15 protein-coding genes are annotated in these 18,230 nt (G+C 38.5%); 2 read left to right on the top strand and 13 right to left on the bottom strand.

Annotated features, from left to right (window positions below; all coding sequences use genetic code 11):
• Positions 1-13: 13 nt before the first annotated feature.
• The 4 genes from DW721_RS10320 to DW721_RS10305 form a co-directional block, all read right to left on the bottom strand.
• Entirely contained in the window at positions 14-859 is an 846-nt protein-coding gene (locus DW721_RS10320) for a sigma-E processing peptidase SpoIIGA (RefSeq protein ID WP_118745700.1), read from the bottom strand.
• A gap of 298 nt (positions 860-1,157) precedes the next feature.
• On the bottom strand, positions 1,158-3,215 hold the full coding sequence (locus DW721_RS10315) for an alkaline phosphatase family protein (RefSeq protein ID WP_182436293.1): 2,058 nt from the start codon (positions 3,213-3,215) through the stop codon (positions 1,158-1,160).
• A gap of 44 nt (positions 3,216-3,259) precedes the next feature.
• Positions 3,260-4,000, bottom strand: a complete 741-nt coding sequence (locus DW721_RS10310; protein ID WP_022013303.1) for an ABC transporter ATP-binding protein — start codon at positions 3,998-4,000, stop codon at positions 3,260-3,262.
• A 14-nt stretch (positions 4,001-4,014) separates the two neighbouring features.
• A complete protein-coding gene (locus tag DW721_RS10305; RefSeq protein WP_055942590.1) occupies positions 4,015-4,800 on the bottom strand; it encodes an ABC transporter permease in 786 nt (261 codons plus the stop codon).
• Positions 4,801-5,043: 243 nt separating this feature from the next.
• Here DW721_RS10305 and DW721_RS10300 point away from each other — a divergent pair, with 243 nt between their 5' ends.
• Positions 5,044-5,502: a hypothetical protein gene (locus tag DW721_RS10300; RefSeq protein ID WP_055942593.1), complete on the top strand. Its 459-nt coding sequence runs from the start codon at positions 5,044-5,046 to the stop codon at positions 5,500-5,502.
• Positions 5,503-5,677: 175 nt separating this feature from the next.
• On the opposite strand, the gene dnaJ is transcribed toward DW721_RS10300, so the two are convergent.
• From dnaJ to hrcA, 4 genes are all read right to left on the bottom strand, one after another.
• Positions 5,678-6,835 carry a molecular chaperone DnaJ gene (gene dnaJ / locus DW721_RS10295; protein WP_118745698.1) on the bottom strand — a complete coding sequence of 386 codons (1,158 nt, stop codon included), beginning with the start codon at positions 6,833-6,835 and terminating at the stop codon, positions 5,678-5,680.
• Between the two features lie 237 nt (positions 6,836-7,072).
• Positions 7,073-8,950 carry a molecular chaperone DnaK gene (gene dnaK, locus DW721_RS10290; RefSeq protein WP_055942598.1) on the bottom strand — a complete coding sequence of 626 codons (1,878 nt, stop codon included), beginning with the start codon at positions 8,948-8,950 and terminating at the stop codon, positions 7,073-7,075.
• Positions 8,951-9,018: 68 nt separating this feature from the next.
• Positions 9,019-9,645, bottom strand: coding sequence for a nucleotide exchange factor GrpE (gene grpE / locus DW721_RS10285; protein ID WP_118745697.1), 627 nt, complete (start codon positions 9,643-9,645; stop codon positions 9,019-9,021).
• Positions 9,646-9,660: 15 nt separating this feature from the next.
• Positions 9,661-10,728: a heat-inducible transcriptional repressor HrcA gene (gene hrcA / locus DW721_RS10280; protein WP_055942600.1), complete on the bottom strand. Its 1,068-nt coding sequence runs from the start codon at positions 10,726-10,728 to the stop codon at positions 9,661-9,663.
• Between the two features lie 314 nt (positions 10,729-11,042).
• Here hrcA and DW721_RS10275 point away from each other — a divergent pair, with 314 nt between their 5' ends.
• Positions 11,043-13,265 carry a flagellar hook-length control protein FliK gene (locus DW721_RS10275; protein ID WP_182436292.1) on the top strand — a complete coding sequence of 741 codons (2,223 nt, stop codon included), beginning with the start codon at positions 11,043-11,045 and terminating at the stop codon, positions 13,263-13,265.
• 111 nt (positions 13,266-13,376) lie between these two features.
• Here DW721_RS10275 and DW721_RS10270 read toward each other — a convergent pair whose 3' ends face one another.
• From DW721_RS10270 to DW721_RS10250, 5 genes are all read right to left on the bottom strand, one after another.
• Complete coding sequence (locus tag DW721_RS10270) at positions 13,377-13,760, bottom strand: PilZ domain-containing protein (protein ID WP_118745695.1); 384 nt, start codon at positions 13,758-13,760, stop codon at positions 13,377-13,379.
• Positions 13,761-13,905: 145 nt separating this feature from the next.
• Complete coding sequence (gatB, locus tag DW721_RS10265; RefSeq protein ID WP_022014692.1) at positions 13,906-15,342, bottom strand: Asp-tRNA(Asn)/Glu-tRNA(Gln) amidotransferase subunit GatB; 1,437 nt, start codon at positions 15,340-15,342, stop codon at positions 13,906-13,908.
• A gap of 17 nt (positions 15,343-15,359) precedes the next feature.
• Positions 15,360-16,820, bottom strand: a complete 1,461-nt coding sequence (gene gatA / locus DW721_RS10260) for an Asp-tRNA(Asn)/Glu-tRNA(Gln) amidotransferase subunit GatA (RefSeq protein ID WP_055942607.1) — start codon at positions 16,818-16,820, stop codon at positions 15,360-15,362.
• 16 nt (positions 16,821-16,836) lie between these two features.
• On the bottom strand, positions 16,837-17,133 hold the full coding sequence (gatC, locus tag DW721_RS10255; protein WP_118745694.1) for an Asp-tRNA(Asn)/Glu-tRNA(Gln) amidotransferase subunit GatC: 297 nt from the start codon (positions 17,131-17,133) through the stop codon (positions 16,837-16,839).
• A gap of 143 nt (positions 17,134-17,276) precedes the next feature.
• Positions 17,277-18,206 (bottom strand): DUF1002 domain-containing protein, encoded by a 930-nt coding sequence (locus DW721_RS10250; protein ID WP_243035992.1) that lies wholly within the window; start codon positions 18,204-18,206, stop codon positions 17,277-17,279.
• Between the last annotated feature and the right edge of the window lie 24 nt (positions 18,207-18,230).

Raw genomic sequence — 18,230 nt, 5'->3', positions numbered from 1 at the left:
CTATATTAAAGCATTAATGCCCACCTGTTGTACCATGCCTTTTTATTTTTTTATTGGAACAGTTTAATATCATCTGAACATCACCGGTTTTATCAATTCTTTCACTAACTGCTCCTAAAAAGTTCATCATAATACTGCCATCCATAAATATCAGTTTTTCAAACCTGTATGTTTCAAGCAGTCCGCTGCCACCTATTGAATTATAAGGTATCAGAATCGGTTTCTGCTTATCCCTCACTCCCATTTGAACGACTGTCTCTTTTGATATTATGTTTACGGGTTCATTTGTGTATGGACTGAAAAGATTATTTCCCGTGTCATACAATACATTAATATTTTTTTTTACACTGCCATGTATAAGTGTGGCACACATTATAGTCTCACACTTTTCAGCTTCATTCTTAATAATATTACGCATCACAAAAAATAATGCATACAATATCGCAAATGAAATGATATTAAAGATAAACGCCTTTTTAACATCTGCACTTTTCATATCGCCCATATGCTCCTGCATGAACAAAATACATCCGGCGGTAATACTCACACCAAACATCAATATAACCATATCCGTGAGAATCTCCGTCAGTACACTTCTCTTTTTATTGCTCTTATATTTATAGGATAACCCTATCAGCATCAACACGCAAAACACGCAATATGCACCATCCGGAACAACACTTCTCTGCTCTAAAACATTTATTTTATGTATAACTGAGATAAGTGCCACCACGGCACAAGCCACCGCCCATCGAAACGGTGTATATTCCTTTCTGCGTATAAATGCCACAAGCCACACCAGAAACTGGTTCATTACAAAGTTTAAAATCCAATAAAAATCAGCATAAAAAGAGTACACAAAATCTTAACCCCCGTGTTCATGTGATGTTAAAATCATACTACACTATTTCTTATGCGTATTTTGTCAAAACAGGTCCATTTTCATAAATTTAATTATTATCTTTACACCACAGTCGTGCATGAACGGTAATATCAAATAAAAGGTGCAGTAATCACAGAATTAAATTTCAAAAGTCAATGCATACAAAAAAGACATGACATCTAAAAAAGATTGTCATGTCTTTTTATATAATTCACCTCTAAGCATTTTCATTGAAAAATCTCTGCTTCAGAAACATTACTTACTTTCCGTCCGCTTAGTCCAGATATAATGTAGTAAAATTCCAAAGAAGCGGTTTTCCTGCACTAAGACAAACATTGTCCTTATCTTCAACTTTTGCGATAAATGCGTTTGGTATGTCTTCATCCACGATACCATTTTCTTTCGCATATTGCAGCGACATATATCCCTCATCAGCATCATAATCAATCTCATCTGTAATCTGATAATGAGCTGCATCTATCTTATATCCTTCAAGGCTCTTTCCGTTAAAGTATATCTTTGTATAATCTGTAAAACCCTTTCCCTTGACAATGTAACCCTTTTTATTTTTCCTTACATCTTCAAGCGTAACAGGATAAGTTCCCATCTGAAGATTTGACTGCACAAACTCATTCTGACCGTTATAGGCATATTTTTCTCCATAGAACCAGTCATATTCAAGAGTCTTTAAGTCCGAAAGATAAGAATTGCTGTTCCAATCCATCTGCTGATGGTATCTTGTTATAAGCCCCTCATGTATCCCCGCCTTTCCGAGAACATATGAATACAACTGATATGCAGCCATATCCTTATCTGACTTTTTAAGACCAAAATTATCCCAAATAACATACTGCGTCTGATACAAATCAGAATTTTTGAGTTCATCTGCTGATATATCAAGGCTTGGAAGATGATCTCCATAAAGAACGAGAATAGTCTTCTCGTTTCTCTTCCGTAGTCTGTTTATGAGATTTCCAATCATATTGTCAACCTGTGCAATCTGATTTACATAATAAGTGTATTGGTTTTCCATACCTTCTTTTGCACCGGTAACTTTTATCGGCTGTTCACCTTCAATATCAACATCATATTTACCATGACTCTGAACCGTAATTCCAAATGTAAAGTCTGAACCCTGTGTAGAATCAAGTGTCTTAATTATCTGCGGTACCATCACATCGTCATTTACCCAGCCGTTTAGATTTTCCTTAAGACCGTTCATATATTCCATTGAAGTAAATGTGTCAAATCCAAGATTCTTAAAAACAGTATTTCTTCCATAGAATGTAGCATTGTTATTGTGAACACAATGCGATTTATATCCTATCGAAGCAAGATCATTGCATACGCTCTCAGAAGTCGTGCTCTTAAGAACTGTCTTATACGGATACTCACATACACCAAAATCTCTCTGACGCATACCGGTAAGCACTTCAAACTCAGTATTAACTGTACCTGCACCAACCGTAGGCACTTTTAACAGTCCACTGGAATAATTTTTACAAAGTTTGTGGAATACCGGTAACGGATCTTTAGAAAACTTTAAATTTTTCATATAATCCACATCAAAAAATGACTCTAACTGTATCATTATAATATTTGGCTTATCATCACTATTTTTTGACTTTGACTGATTTTTTGAGCTGTCATCAAGTTTATTCACAATTTTCTTAACTGACTTCTCGCTGTAATCATCAGGCTCTGATATACCGGTATCTATAATACTGTTTGTAAAGCAGTAAACGAAGCCGTAATTTTCATATGCTTCAGATATATTTGTATAGTTTGTAGCAAGAGCCTGTACAGAACCGCTTGAACTTTTCATAAATACGAGTGCAAGCGAAATTGATGCAACTGCCATAGCTGAAACCACTATGTGTTTATGATTTCTCTTATGATGTTTTGGTGCTCTTCTATAAAGTGACACCATAGCAAAGCCCACCACGCCGGCTGCAACCACCATCATAAGCACATTTAAAACCGTGAGATAATGACCTGACACACTTATTGCTGTATTTATCATTGTAAAATCAACTGCAGAAAATGGTGTGACCCTGAAGTGGAGTATCACAAAATTTGCAACACCAAAACAAAGCCATACGACTGCCACTGTTATAAAAACAAAAATCTCCCTTTTGAAAAAAAGTGCAACTGATAATGTCAGCATTATTATGAGAGCATTAAACGAAAATAACACAGGACTTGAAAACATATATCCTATTCCTGAAATCAATGACTTTCTGCTCAATGACTCTATTATTATTTCCAACAATACAGGCATCATCAAATACCGAAATATATATGTGAACGCTTTCTTCAAATTATAATGCATTAAAACATCCCCTTTATATGCCATCTTATCTTATGAACCGACTACTATTCTGTCATATTTTTATATATCCTTGCAACTTTGTCAACCGGACCTGATGCAACAAGCCTTCCACTGTCAAGTATTATCGCCCTGTCACAAAGTCTTTTTACCTGTTCAAGTGAATGAGATACAAAAAGTACGGTAACTCCGTTGTCAAACATACTCATTATCTTTTTTTCACTTTTAGTTCTGAATTTCTTATCACCTACCGACAAAACTTCGTCAAGTATAAGAATATCAGGCTCTACAATTGTAGCTATCGAAAAACCGAGACGGGATTTCATTCCTGAAGAATAGTTTTTTATAGGAACTTCTATAAATTCTCCAAGTTCTGAAAAATCAACTATCTCGTCAAACTTTTCATCAAGAAATTCTTTTGTATAACCGAGCACTGAACCGTAGAGATAAATATTTTCTCTTCCGGTGTACTCCGGACTAAATCCTGCACCAAGTTCAAGAAGCGGAGCTATAACACCTCTCGTTGTTATTTTTCCTGCTGATGGTTTTAAAACTCCTGACACCACTTTAAGAAGTGTACTTTTGCCTGAACCGTTAAGACCTAAAACTCCGAGTCTCTGACCCTTTTTTATCTCAAAATTTATGTCTTTGAGTGCCCAGAACTCACTATATTTTAAATCTCTTTTTAAAAATTTTATAACATATTCTTTTAAGTTGTCAACTCGTTCCTGATTAAGATTGAAACGCATTCCAACATCTTTTACGCTGACTGCAACATCTTTTTTCACAGCAACCTCCTGAATTATACATACAATATAAATTTATCCTGTTTCTTGTAAAATAATACCGAACCGACTATGACACTTACAATTGCAAATATCGCAGAATGGATACAATAGCTCATGTCCATTGGTTTTCCATACAAAACGGCATTACGGAAATTTGCTATACACATATACAACGGATTAATATTAAACACCCATCCGTTTCCCGTATTTATAACTCTCTCTGTCGTATAGAATATAGCCGATGCATACATGATAAGCATACTTACTACAGTCCATATATACTCAATATCCCTGAAAAATACATTTAATGTAGCAAGGATAAGACCTATTCCGAGAGTCATAACAAACAATATAACTAATGGCACAAGTCCCTCTATAATATGCCATGTAGGCTCTACTTTAAGAACTGCACCTACTCCTACAAGTACAATGAGCGATATTAAAAATATAACAAAGTTCGATACAATCGCAGCTACAACATATATATACTTAGGTACATATACTTTCTTTATCATGGCGGCATTTCCACTTACTGCCTTTAGTCCTGCCTTTGTAGCTGATGAGAAAAATGAATACAAAAGTCGTCCACACAATATATATACCGGATATGTCGGATCATCTTTTCCAAACAATGTACCAAACACAAGTGTAAGAACTATCATGGTAAGGAGTGGTTCAATAAGTGTCCATAAAATACCAAGATATGATCTTCTGTATTTTAATTTAATATTCTTTTTCACAAGTTCGTACAGAAGGTATTTATACTTGAGAAAATTCTTTAAATGATTTTTAATCTTCATATTTAATGCTGCTCCATATTTGATAAATATATGTTTACGGTTACAATCTGCCTTTTAAGACAATTACTTTATCTTATATATTTAATGTGTCATTTGTCTGTCAAAAGGCAAGTCAAAGGTAATTATAACATAGACTTACAAAAAGTCAAATGATACGTAACAGTTCAGCCATAAAAACATATTGCTACTTTTATTAAAATAAGATATACTTTAATTAATATGATTTGAGAAACGGGGGATTTTATGAATAATTTACATATGTCAGAAATTCTGTCATCTAAATATGATGTACATTTAGATTATCAGATTACCATGTACGATCAGCTTCCGTACAAACGCAATGCAGATTTGTGTGGTGAACAAAATATTGCTATGTATAGCGGACACATTATAAAATACTATATGTGCGATAACAAAGAGGATTCTTTCGAGGTGGACAACCACGATGGCGAAATAAAAACACTTCTCGCAGACATTGAGGCAAATACCTCCGTCACACCAACCGTAGAAGATATTTCTGATAATGAGGATGATATGCCTGAGGGCATTTCACAAAAACAGGTGCAGACACTTCTCGATGACAAACCTGAACCTGAAGATATTTCAGTAAAAGAATTTGAGTCTTTTGACGATGTCCCTGATAATGAACCAAATCCTTCCATACCGACTGTTGATGCATTCGCCGGTATAGAAGACTGGTAGTGCAAAAGACTGTCCGGGTAAAACTTTAGCTCTGATATTAAGTTTTACCCGGACAGTCTTTTTAAGTATAGGAAAATGCTCGTAAAGTAGTGTAGCATCAGGAGCAAAATGCTGGTTTTGCTCTTTTTTATTTCATTATATTTTTATTTAATTTAATATTTATTTCATTATATTTTTATTTCTTTTTTTTCCCAAACATTCCTTTTTTACCGTGCTTCTTTTCATCGGATGGTGTTTCATCTTCATTTTTCTCACCATACATCGCTTTGTCAAATGCTTTAAGAAGCTCTTTCTGTTCTGAGTTCATCTTTGTAGGCACTTCAACTACAAGCGTTACATAGTGGTCACCACGCACCTGCTTGTTTCTAAGCGATGGAACACCTTTATTTCTAAGGCGTACCCTTGTGTTTGTCTGAGTTCCCGGTTTAACGGTATAAATAACCTCGCCGTCAACAGTCTTTATGCGTACATCACCACCGAGTGCTGCCTGTGCAAATGTGATAGGTGCAGTCGAGAATATATCTCTATCCTGTCTCTGGAAGATAGGATGTCTTGAGACAACAACCTCAACTAAAAGGTCACCTCTCTGACCGCCGTTCACACCCGGCTCACCCTTATCGCGTATTCTAACACACTGACCGTTATCGATACCGGCAGGAATTGAAACCGAAATTTTCTTTCTCTTACTTATATATCCTGAACCGCTGCAGTCTGAACAACGCTCTTTTATTATCTTTCCTGTTCCGTGACAGTCAGGACAAGCCTGCACATTTCTCACAACACCAAACAAAGACTGCTGTGTAAATACGACCTGACCTTTACCACCACACTTCTTACAGGTTTCCGGTGATGTTCCCGGCTTAGCACCTGTTCCGTGACAGGTTGCACACTCTTCTTTCAGTGTAACATCAATTTCCTTGTCAACACCAAAACAAGCCTCTTCAAATGTAATCCTTACTGATGTACGGATGTTCTGACCTTTCATAGGACCATTGCTCTGACCTCTTGAACGGCCGCCGCCAAAGAAATCTCCAAAAATATCACCGAATATGTCACCCATATCCATGCCGCCAAAGTCAAAGCCACCTGCACCACCGGCACCGCCATCAAATGCTGCATGACCGAACTGGTCATACTGTCTTCTCTTATCTGCATCACTAAGAACTGCATATGCCTCAGATGCTTCTTTAAACTTAGCTTCGGCTTCTTTATCCCCCGGATTCATATCCGGATGATATTTCTTAGCCAGCTTTCTATATGCTGATTTAATCTCGGAATCAGACGCCCCCTTACTGACACCCAAGACCTCATAATAATCTCTTTTCTCTGCCATAAAACTCCTCGTTTCCGTGCCAAAGCACACAATCCAAAAATAAAATCACAAAAACAACCATAAGGCCGCCACCGTGGGAGGCAGCAGCCTAAAAATCTTATATTTAATGTGGGAAGAACAGCTATGCTGTCCTTCTAATGTTAAAATGCTCTAAGCATTTCAACTTCTTTGCCTGGTTGGAAGAACGGCTCCGCCGTTTCTTCTAATGCCAAAAATGCTACCAGCATTTTTGGCTATTTATACCTCGCGGTAATCTCCGTCTACTACATCATCAGCTCCGGCATTGCTGTCATTTGCCGTTCCTGCTCCGGCAGCTCCCATGTCAGGACCTGCACCTGCTGCACCCTGTGCCTGAGCCTGCTCATACATCTTCTGGAATACACCCTGTGCACTTTCCATAAGTTTTTCTTTTCCTGCTTTAAGCTCATCAATCTCACTGTCAGTCATTGACTCAGGATTTGTTTTCTCAACAACAGCCTTAAGTGCATCAATATCTGCCTGAACTTTTTCTTTCTCAGCAGCATCTACCTTGTCTCCTGCTTCGTCAAGAGCTTTCTGTGTCTGGAATACCATGCTGTCTGCTTCGTTTCTTGCATCGATTCCATCTTTACGCTTCTTATCCTCAGCCTCAAACTGTGCTGCTTCCTTAACAGCCTTATCAATATCTTCATCAGACATATTTGAACCTGCTGTGATAGTGATATGCTGCTCTTTTCCTGTACCAAGGTCTTTTGCTGAAACATTTACGATACCGTTTGCATCAATATCGAATGTAACTTCAATCTGTGGAACACCTCTTCTTGCAGGTGGAATACCATCAAGTCTGAACTGTCCAAGTGACTTATTGTCTTTAGCGAACTGTCTCTCACCCTGAAGTACATTGATATCAACTGCACTCTGGTTATCAGCGGCAGTAGAGAATATCTGGCTCTTCTTTGTAGGGATTGTTGTGTTTCTCTCGATAAGTCTTGTAGCAACTCCACCCATTGTCTCGATTGAAAGTGAAAGTGGTGTTACATCAAGAAGAAGGATGTCTCCTGCACCTGCATCTCCTGCAAGCTTACCACCCTGTACTGATGCTCCGATAGCTACACACTCATCAGGGTTAAGTGATTTGCTAGGCTCATGTCCTGTAAGCTGTTTAACCTTATCCTGTACGGCAGGAATACGAGTAGAACCACCTACAAGTAATACTTTTCCAAGCTCTGAAGCTGTAATTCCTGCATCGTTAAGTGCATTCTGAACCGGAGTAGCAGTAGCTTCTACAAGGTCATGTGTAAGTTCATCAAACTTTGCTCTTGAAAGATCCATGTCAAAGTGCTTTGGTCCTTCTGCTGTTGCTGTGATGAATGGGAGATTGATATTTGTTGTTGTAGCTGATGAAAGTTCTTTCTTTGCTTTCTCAGCAGCTTCTTTCAATCTCTGGAGTGCCATTTTATCTGTTGAAAGATCAATGCCCTCTTTATTCTTAAATTCCTGAATCATGTAGTCTGTAATTTTCTGGTCGAAGTCATCACCACCAAGATGATTATTACCTGATGTTGCTAATACTTCGATAACGCCGTCACCAATCTCAATGATAGATACATCAAATGTACCACCACCTAAATCGTAAACCATGATCTTCTGCTCTTTTTCATTGTCAAGACCATAAGCAAGTGCGGCTGCCGTTGGCTCGTTGATGATTCTCTTTACATCAAGACCAGCAATCTTACCTGCATCCTTTGTGGCCTGACGCTGTGCATCGTTGAAATATGCCGGAACAGTGATAACTGCTTCTGTTACTTTCTCACCGAGATAACTCTCAGCATCTCCTTTTAATTTCTGGAGAACCATTGCTGAAATCTCCTGTGGAGAATATTTCTTATCATCTATAGTTACTTTATAATCTGAACCCATATGTCTCTTGATAGAAGATATAGTCTTGTCAGCATTTGTAACTGCCTGACGCTTTGCAGGCTCACCTACAAGTCTTTCTCCTGTCTTTGTGAATGCTACAACAGAAGGTGTTGTTCTTGCTCCCTCTGTATTTGCAACTACTACAGGTTTTCCACCTTCCATAACTGCTACACAAGAGTTTGTTGTTCCTAAGTCAATACCAATAATCTTACTCATAATGATTGCCTCCTATATCATAATCTCTTTATTTCATATATTATTTATTAGAAAAATAACTGATAAAACTAATTAACTACTTTTACCATACTGTGTCTTACGACACTTTCTTTATACATATAGCCTTTCTGCATTTCCTCTGCAACTGTTCCGCTCTCCAATGAATCATCATCGACAGCCATAACAGCATTGTGAAGATTTGGATCAAATTCTTTTCCAACTGCATCTATAGGTTTAACTCCCATCTCATCGAAAGCTGTGAGCATCTGTTTATAAACCATCTCAACACCTTTGACAAACGGTGCGTCTTTTTCTTCCTCAGGTACTCCCTGTAATCCTCTCTCAAAATTGTCAATAACCGGAAGAATCTTTTCGATAACACTCTTTGCTCCGACTTCAAACATCTGACTCTTTTCTTTTTCAGAACGTTTGCGGAAGTTTTCAAACTCGGCAAGCTGTCTCACCCTCATATCTTCAAGCTCTTTAACTTTCTCCTCGAGCTTTTCAACTGCCTTATCCTTTTTCTTGCCGAATTTCTTTTCTTTCTTTGGAGCTGCTTCCTTTGAAGCCTCTTCTTTTTTATCTTTTGCATCCTCCGCTGCTTTTTCTTCCTCAACAGCTTCATCTGCGGTATTATCTTCTTTTACTTCTTCAATATCAATATCTTTTTCTATATCTTTATTCTCTGCTGCCAATTCCCTGCCACCTCTCTATTTTTGCTTTTTTTTGAATATATCATCAAGCTCAGACATAAGCGACTGTAATGTACTTACAACCTTATCATAATCCATTCGCTTTGGTCCGACGATACCAATCTTTCCATATACACCTTCGTGAATCTTGTATGTTGCCGTTACAACCGAACAATCTTTCATGGTATCTACTTTTGTCTCATTTCCAATGTAAACCTGAATATCATGAGTGTCGCCCGGCTTACTCTTGCCCTGACCGTTTTCTCCTGATTCCGACTCTGCCGTATCAAGCCAGTCACCTATAATATTTTTTTCCTCAAACGCATTGAGTAACTCCGTTGCACTCGCCTTATCCGAGAGCTCAGGATATTTCAAAATATTTGTTGCTCCACTTGTATATATCTCCAGATCATCATCTTCCGTAAGTGCCTTTCCGATAACCTCCAAGACTGAATCAATGACCTCCGTATGACTGCCGACCTGTTCCTTTATCTTTCTGATGATGGCCAGGTTCATCTCGGTAACATCAAGTCCGTTCAATGTGGTATTTAATATAAAATTTAACTTTACCATCATTTCCTGGTCTATATCACCCTCAACTCGCACCATCTCATTTTTAACTACATTGTTGTCAAGAACTATAACAGCAAGTATGCTGTCGGCATCAACCTGTGTGAGCTGTATAAACTTAACTTTCTTTGACTCATATCTCGGTCCTGAAACAAGTGTCGCATAATTTGTATTGTTTGCGAGCAGCTTTGCAACCTGCTTAAGCAATACATCTATCTTTCCTGCTTTCTGTTCCAGCTCATCCTTAAGGTTCATAACCTCACTCGTCTTGTCATCGAGCATCGTATCTACATAAAGACGATAACCTTTATCAGAAGGAACCCTGCCTGCCGATGTATGAGGCTGGATGATATATCCCATCTCCTCAAGATCAGACATTTCATTACGAATAGTCGCTGAACTTAGATTGAGGTCAGTATCTTTTGAAATCGTTCTTGAACCTACCGGCTCTCCGGTTTCAAGATAAGTCCTGATAATCGTTTGAAGTATCTTTAACTTCCTATCATCTAACTCCACTTAACCACTCCCTTCTGCTTCTCTGTTAGCACTCTTTGTAGTGGAGTGCTAACATCTATAAAGTAAGATAGCACGCATACAAAATCTTGTCAAGAGTATTTTGAAACTTTTTTTATTTTTTATTACAGTTCAGTCAAAAAACAAGAAAATGAACCATTATATTTTTTCACCTTTAAAGTCGATATAATAAATATAATACTTAAATGACTTTGCAAATCTCTTTATAAGTATTATTATGATGCAAGGGTCAAAACAGCTTTTGCCCCGGAAATCATTATAATAGTAGAAACTAACACATTGAAATGAGGAGTATTATGGATAATAATGCAAGCAGAATAAATTCATTAAACACAAACAGAATGAATAGCCAGACGGCTGGCGGACAGAACCGGGCAAGAACCGCTGCATCGGGAACCAATAGTGCAGGTGCTCAAAATCCCGGAAATATTTCAAGGACTCCGGGCGGCAACAGTGATTACGGCGTTGCAAGAAGTGCCACACAGTTAAAAGCAGGTGACATCGTCAAAGGTGAGATTTCCGACCTCAGAGGAAACCAGATAACTGTCACTCTCGACAACAATACCATTTTAAAAGGATATATAGCTGACAGTTCAAAACTTTCCATCGGACAGACCGCCGCTTTTTCGCTCAGCAGCCCAAATCCCGGTCAAATACTTCTTTCACCAGTATCAAACAGCTACTCTGATACTGAACTTAACCTTATCAATAAAGCACTTGAAGAAGCGGGACTTCCAAACACTGAGCACAACCAGGCAACTGTAAAGGCTCTTATGGACAATCTCCTCCCTATAAACAAGAACTCTATCCAGTCACTTATGCAGCAGGCATACGATTGCAAGACAGAGGACTTTTCAACATTAGCGATAATGAACCGTCTTATGATGGATATAAATGAAGACACCGTGACCCAGTTTTCAAGCTACAGGCATGGAACTTACCACCTTATAGACAAGCTTTCATCACTTTCAGAACAGATACCGGAGCTCCTCAGTTCTCTTTCTGAGAATGCAGCCTCCTCATCTGTTGCCGCATTTGGTGAAAAACTTATAGATATATTGTTTCAGTCCTTTGACAAGGCAAATAATACCTCACAGCCGCAGACAATTTCATTTCTCAGCAGCGAACAGAGAAATGAACTTTTAAATCTTTTATCGGGTACGGCAATGACCGAGGACACTTTAGAACAGCTTGAAAACGGTACTCTCTCTCTAAGAGATGCACTTACGATGCTTAGGGACTCCGCAGGCGGCAAGTCACTTGTCTTTCCCGGCGGTATGGATGCCACAAATGAACTGTTTCAACAGACACTTTTAAATATAGACAGTACTCTCGAATCTGCAACCGATATTTCAGTGCTTAAAAACTCTGACTTATTTAAGAACATCCCTACGATAAATGAAAACATTGAAAATGCAGAATCGGCTGATACAGAAGCTTTGGAAGAACCAAAAAATACTGCCGATACTGAAAACGCAAAAAATGTAATTGAGGAACTTCCAAAGGGGAATACATCCGAGAACAGGATAGGATTTGCCGCAAAGTTTCTTCACAATATTACCGAGACGGCAAAAAATTCCATCAACAACATGCTTCAGCAGTCATCACAAAATACTGACAACAGGGAAATTTCAACCTCCGGAACGGTCATTGACACACTTTGCGAAAAGTTTAACTCACTTGGCATTGAAAACGATTATCTAAGCACATTCCTTGACAAAGACGCAAGAAATGAACTGTTAAGTACATTATCAAAACTTCCGGTCAGCAAAGCCCTTATCATGAAGATTACATCAGGTGATGCCACCGCAAAAGAAGTGCTTACCGTAATCAAAAATCTTATACCGCTCTCTGACCCCGAAACAATAAATGAACTTTTCAGGTCACAGTCCTTTGAATCCATATTTTCAAAGGTACTTGAAAGTAACTGGCTGCTCTCACCACAAAAATTAAAAGACGGTGAAAACATAAATAATTTTTATAACAAGATGCAAAAACAGTTAAAAGATTTCGATTCACTTATAAGTACCAATCTCTCAGGTGACGATTCCGACAGTCTCGGCAGTCAGGCAAGAGATGCACAGAGCAACATTGATTTTATGAAAACATTAAGCGAAGCATTTTCGTATTTTCAGATGCCTTTAAAATTAAGAAACCAGAATACACACGGCGACCTTTATGTCTACACCAAAAAGGAAAAGCTGAGGAAAGACCCAAACAACATACATGTATTACTGCATCTTGATATGGAAAATCTCGGTGCACTTGATGTATATCTCGATAAAAACCACAATGAGATAAACACTAAGTTCATATCCGACAATGACAGGTCGATAGATCTTCTCTCGACAAATGCCGGCCTTTTAAAAGATGCATTAAACTCACAGGGTTATGCTTGTCATGTAAAAATAGAAAAAGCTGATGCAAGCACCAGCACTGTAGATGAATTTATCAATGCAAAGATAAACACACAACAGACAACCGATATGAAACGGTTCTCGTTTGATATAAGGGCTTAAATAAGGGCAAAACCTGCGTTTCGCCCTTATTCACACTACTTTACGAACATTTTCCTATGCATTAAATAAGCCCCCGGTACATCTATAGACAGACCGGGGGCTTTACAATAATCAATTATTCATTTTTTCATCGTCAGAATGATTTTTCAAATACTCATTTTCTATATCGTCAAATATATAGTCAAATATCGACGGCATACCTACAAATTCACAACCGTAAAGCGTTGTACCATCATCTTTTTGTTTTCTTCTGACTATCTGAACCACGCAGTTTAAACTGTCATTCTTCTTTTCAAATTCAAGTCTTGAATTAAAATAAAATCCAATAGGCAAAACACTTTTTGCGACAAATCCGATACCATTTCTTGAAATATCCGTTATCTCAATAGGTGCATTTATGTTCTTTACATGAACATTATCCTGTTTAAACAATGATGATACATCAAGATGCATTGTTATCGGTATTCTCTTACTTCTTCTTTTTTCAGCACCCATACCTTACCTCCATTTTAACACTGCCGTTCACACCCTGATGCATCAGGCAGTTTTTATATTATGACTATGAGTGTCAATAAGTCTATAATGCTCATTTGTGCAGACAAAATCGAATTTTATACTTTTGACACTTACATCATATTCTTTATTTGTCAAGTATCTCTTTTAATATCTGGTTTATCATTCCCGGATCAGCCTTTCCCTGTGTTGCTTTCATCGTCTGACCCACAAGGAAACCGATAGCCTTTTTCTTTCCACTGTGATAATCCTCTACTGACTGTGGATTGTCGGCAACTATCTTTTCGATAGTCTCTTTTAAAGCTCCATCATCAGTATCATTTTTAAGACCATTTTCCTCGACATATTTCTCAGGATCAATATCCTCGTTAAATATCTTTTCAAAGACTTCTTTTGCAACTGAGCTGTTTATAACCCTGCTTTCTGCAAGGTTTATAAGTTTCGCAAGATTTTCAGGCGAGAACTTAAGCTGTTCAGGCTCCATCTCATTTTCTTTCATAAGACGCATTGTCTCGACCATAAGCCAATTAGAAACCTTTTTAGGATTGTTGCATATTGCCGTTGTAGCTTCAAAAAGATCAGCAAGATGCTTATTCCCCGTAAGAATGTCCGCATCATATTCAGGAAGTTTGTATTCTTCAATATATCTCTTGAATTTCTCATCCCTAAACTCAGGCTGGTTTTTCTTTATCTCGTCAAGCCATTCATCACTTATGATAATAGGTACAAGGTCAGGCTCAGGGAAGTATCTGTAATCCTGTGCATCCTCTTTTGAACGCATAGCATAAGAATACTCTTTTGTATCATCCCATCTTCTTGTCTCCTGAACAACCTTTTCTCCTGCTTCGATAAGGTCTATCTGACGCTCTCTCTCTCCTTCTATCGCTCTTGCGATAGCTTTGAAAGAATTAAGGTTCTTCATCTCCGTTCTCGTGCCAAACTCTGCCGCTCCGACTTCCCTTACCGAAAGGTTCACATCAGCACGCATTGAACCCTCCTGTAATTTACAATCAGAAGCACCGAGGTACTGAACAATAAGTCTTAACTTTTCAAGATATGCGATAACTTCCTCAGCAGACCTCATATCCGGCTCAGATACTATCTCGATAAGCGGTACACCTGAACGGTTGAAATCTACAAGTGAACTTTCACCCCACTCATCATGCACGAGCTTTCCGGCATCTTCTTCCATGTGTATCTCATGTATTCCGATGCTCTTTTTGACACCGCTCTCTGTCTCTATATCAATATGACCGTTGCGGCAGATCGGCTGGTACAACTGTGAAATCTGATAATTCTGAGGATTATCAGGATAAAAATAATTCTTTCTGTCAAATTTGCAATTTTGTGTAATAGTACAGTTTGTGGCAATACCTACTGCTGCGGCATATTCAACAACCTTTTTATTAAGTACAGGAAGTGAACCCGGCATACCCGTACATACAGGACAGGTATGTGAATTTGGCTTGCCGCCAAACTCTGTAGAACATCCGCAAAAAATCTTTGTCTTTGTGGCAAGCTCTACATGTACTTCCAATCCGATGACTGTTTCATACTGTTTCATACTTTACCTCTTTTCCATTATTCTGCAAGCGGACTGTGTTTAAAATCTCTTGTCTGCTCAAAACTGTATGCTGCACGTATAATGTTTTTTTCCTTAAAGCAGTCACCAATAAGCTGTAAACCTATCGGCAGACCTTTTGAATCCGTTCCGCATGGAACAGTTATACCCGGAAGTCCGGCAAGATTTACCGAAATAGTGTATATATCTCCAAGATACATCTTAAGAGGATCACTTAAACTTTCACCAAGCTTTGGTGCTGTTGTAGGTGCAGCCGGTCCTAAAATAACATCGTATTTTGCAAATGCTTCATCAAATGCTTTCTTTATGAGAGCCTTTGTCCTGAGTGCCTTAAGATAATACGCATCATAATATCCCGAACTCAAAACGAAAGAACCGAGCATTATTCTTCTCTTTACTTCTGCTCCAAAGCCCTCTGAGCGGGACTTTTTATACATATTGTGAAGTCCGTCGTACTCTTCTGTGCGGTATCCGTATTTCACACCGTCAAATCTCGCAAGATTTGAACTTGCCTCAGCACAGGCGATAACATAATATGCAGGGATAGCATACTCAACGAGGCTTAAATCAAACTCCTCAACTATCGCACCTTTTTCTTCAAGAACCTTTGCAGCGTTTAGGATTGCATCTTTTACTTCGCTGTCAAGTCCCTCACCGAGATAATCTTTAGGAATACCTATTTTCATGCCTTTTACATCATCCACAAGTGCAGATGTGAAATCAAGGTCATCTCTCTTAACGGAAGTTGAATCCTTTTCATCATGTGAAGCTATTATCTCAAGAATAGTAGCACAATCGGTGACATCTTTTGCAACAGGTCCTATCTGGTCAAGCGATGAACCGTAAGCGATAAGTCCGTAACGCGATACCGTTCCGTAAGTCGGCTTTATACCCGTAACACCACAGAATGAACTTGGCTGTCTTATAGATCCGCCGGTGTCAGAACCGAGTGCATAAAAACACTCTTCTGCCGCAACTGCCGCACATGAACCGCCTGAAGAACCACCCGGAACATGCTCTAAATTCCACGGATTTTTAGTTTCGCCGTATGCGGAAGTCTCTGTTGTACTTCCCATGGCAAACTCATCCATATTTGTCTTGCCAAGAATGACAGCTCCTGCTTTTTCAAGATTTAATACTGCCTCAGATGTAAATGTAGGGACAAAATTTCCAAGAATTTTAGAACTGCATGTAGTAAGAAGTCCCTCTGTGCACATATTATCTTTTATCGCAACCGGAACACCCGCAAGCGGTCCGTCAAGTTTTCCATCGTCTATAAGTTTCTGAACTTCCTCTGCTCTTTTTAATGCACCCTCCCTGTCAACAGTCACAAAGCTGTTTACTTTGTCTTCTTTTGCATCAATGGCATCAAGAGCAGCCTTTGTAGCTTCCACTACCGTAACTTCTTTATTTTTAATCTTTTTTCCCAGCTCAACAGCTGTAAGATTCATCAAAGACATAACTTTCCTCCATTCTCTATCCTACAATGGTTTTTGGCACAACAAAACTGTCATCTTTTTTTTCAGGTGCATTTGCAAGCGTCTGCTTCGTGCCATCACCGTTTGTAACCACATCTTCCCTGAACACATTGTTTACGGGGAATACATGAGACATTGGTTCAACATCCGATGTATCAAGCTCATTTAACTTGTCTATATAATCGAGCATTTCTTCCATGTCTTTTTTAGCTTTTTCTTTTTCTTCATCACTAAGTTCAAGCTTTGCGAGAATTCCAACATAATCTATTGTTTCATCAGAAATAATATTTGCCATATTCAACCTCACTTCATATTAGCCAAAATAACTGCCGTCCGCATCCGGTTTGCAGACAACAGACAAAAACTTTTACATTTAAAGAGTTATTTTAAACATAAGAGACTCACTCATTGGGGTGAGTCTCAGATTTTTAATTTATTTTATCCGAACAAACCTGAGAAAAAGTTTGCTATCGCCGTAAATATATTGCCAAAGAAATCGCCTATTTTCTCACCGAGTCCCTTTGTATCTACATTTGCAAGGTCAATACCTTTTTCTTTTAATTTGTTATATATATCAGATGCCTGCTTTGCGATCGTGCCAGGATCTATATCCTCTTTAGACACTTTCATCATCATGTTTGTCAGTTTTTCAACATCATCATCCGAAATGTCGATACTAAGTTCATTGGCAGCCTGTTCAATAGCATCCCTTATATCCGTCTCAGATGAAAGCTGATCCTCAAACACTGCTTTCTTTGCTGCTGCCACAAGCTCCGTGACTTTCTGCTTATCACCAACATTTTTGGCAACTTCCGCAGTTGTTACAAGCTCATCTGTCGCAGTATCCATCGTCTTTTCGGATATTTCTTCACCCGTCATAACGGAATAGGCTTTCATCGCACCAACAAGTGCAGATGTACCTGATATATCAAATGGTCCGACAACAGTCACCTTTGCATCTGAAAGACCTGCAGTGACAAGTGCATTACAATACATACCAGATGTGCAGTAGGTAATATGCTTTGTCGAAACATTTACACCACTGTTTTCATCTGCTTTCACTACCATAACAGATGACAATGCTCTTGTCCCAATAACGGAGTCCGACATATAATCACCGAGATAATCATGCTCATCTTTATTTGTAATCTCTATCGTCTTATAATCTGACAGATCACTTTCGGTAATGCCAAATCCGTCGAGTACCGCCGCCTTTTCTTTTGCATTAAGGTCTGCTCCAAATGCAATATATTTTGAAGTTCCCGTAACTGCATCTGCCGATACCACATTTTTTTGTACTGCCACCGAAGTTATGACAAGTCCGGCGGTAAGTACGATACCCATCGCTCTAACTATACACTTTTTCAATATAATTCCTCACTTTTAAATTCA

The sequence above is a fragment of the Clostridium sp. AM27-31LB genome (assembly GCF_003480745.1).
Taxonomy (GTDB): domain Bacteria; phylum Bacillota; class Clostridia; order Lachnospirales; family Lachnospiraceae; genus Butyribacter; species Butyribacter intestini.
This window is presented reverse-complemented; position numbering and strand designations above follow the sequence as displayed.

Coding starts and splice junctions, on each gene's coding strand:
- dnaJ (WP_118745698.1), bottom strand. CDS start 6,835: ATGGCAGAGAAAAGAGATTATTATGAGGTCTTGGGTGTCAGTAAGGGG.
- gatA (WP_055942607.1), bottom strand. CDS start 16,820: ATGTCTTTGATGAATCTTACAGCTGTTGAGCTGGGAAAAAAGATTAAA.
- DW721_RS10315 (WP_182436293.1), bottom strand. CDS start 3,215: ATGCATTATAATTTGAAGAAAGCGTTCACATATATATTTCGGTATTTG.
- DW721_RS10305 (WP_055942590.1), bottom strand. CDS start 4,800: ATGAAGATTAAAAATCATTTAAAGAATTTTCTCAAGTATAAATACCTT.
- DW721_RS10300 (WP_055942593.1), top strand. CDS start 5,044: ATGAATAATTTACATATGTCAGAAATTCTGTCATCTAAATATGATGTA.
- DW721_RS10275 (WP_182436292.1), top strand. CDS start 11,043: ATGGATAATAATGCAAGCAGAATAAATTCATTAAACACAAACAGAATG.
- DW721_RS10270 (WP_118745695.1), bottom strand. CDS start 13,760: ATGGGTGCTGAAAAAAGAAGAAGTAAGAGAATACCGATAACAATGCAT.
- dnaK (WP_055942598.1), bottom strand. CDS start 8,950: ATGAGTAAGATTATTGGTATTGACTTAGGAACAACAAACTCTTGTGTA.
- gatC (WP_118745694.1), bottom strand. CDS start 17,133: ATGGCAAATATTATTTCTGATGAAACAATAGATTATGTTGGAATTCTC.
- gatB (WP_022014692.1), bottom strand. CDS start 15,342: ATGAAACAGTATGAAACAGTCATCGGATTGGAAGTACATGTAGAGCTT.